At 36.8% G+C, this 250-nt stretch carries 1 protein-coding gene; it reads left to right on the top strand.

Features of this window, described 5'->3' with window-relative positions:
• Positions 1 to 250: TolC family protein (locus OU788_RS12805; RefSeq protein ID WP_274635506.1), on the top strand; the 250-nt coding region annotated here is incomplete at both ends.

The following is a 250-nucleotide window of genomic DNA, read 5'->3' as shown; positions in this document are numbered from 1 at the left end:
CAATGGTTTTGCAACAGGCGGTTATGGCAACCCAGGCTTGAATATGCTGGAACACGAGTTTACCTCATATTACATAGTTGGTTTAAAGTTAAACTGGAATGTGTTCGACTGGAACGGCAATAAAAAACAGAGACAAGCACTGGACTATTCAAAAGAATTGATAGACAATCAAGAAGAAGTTTTTAAACTGAACACAAACACCGCTTTAAATGAACAGCTCAAAGAAATTGAAACACTTGAAAACACCATT

The organism is Tenacibaculum sp. L6, from assembly GCF_028823685.1.
In the GTDB taxonomy this organism is placed as follows: Bacteria; Bacteroidota; Bacteroidia; order Flavobacteriales; family Flavobacteriaceae; genus Polaribacter.
Note: the sequence above shows the minus strand (reverse complement) of the source record. Positions and strands in the feature narration are given on the sequence as shown.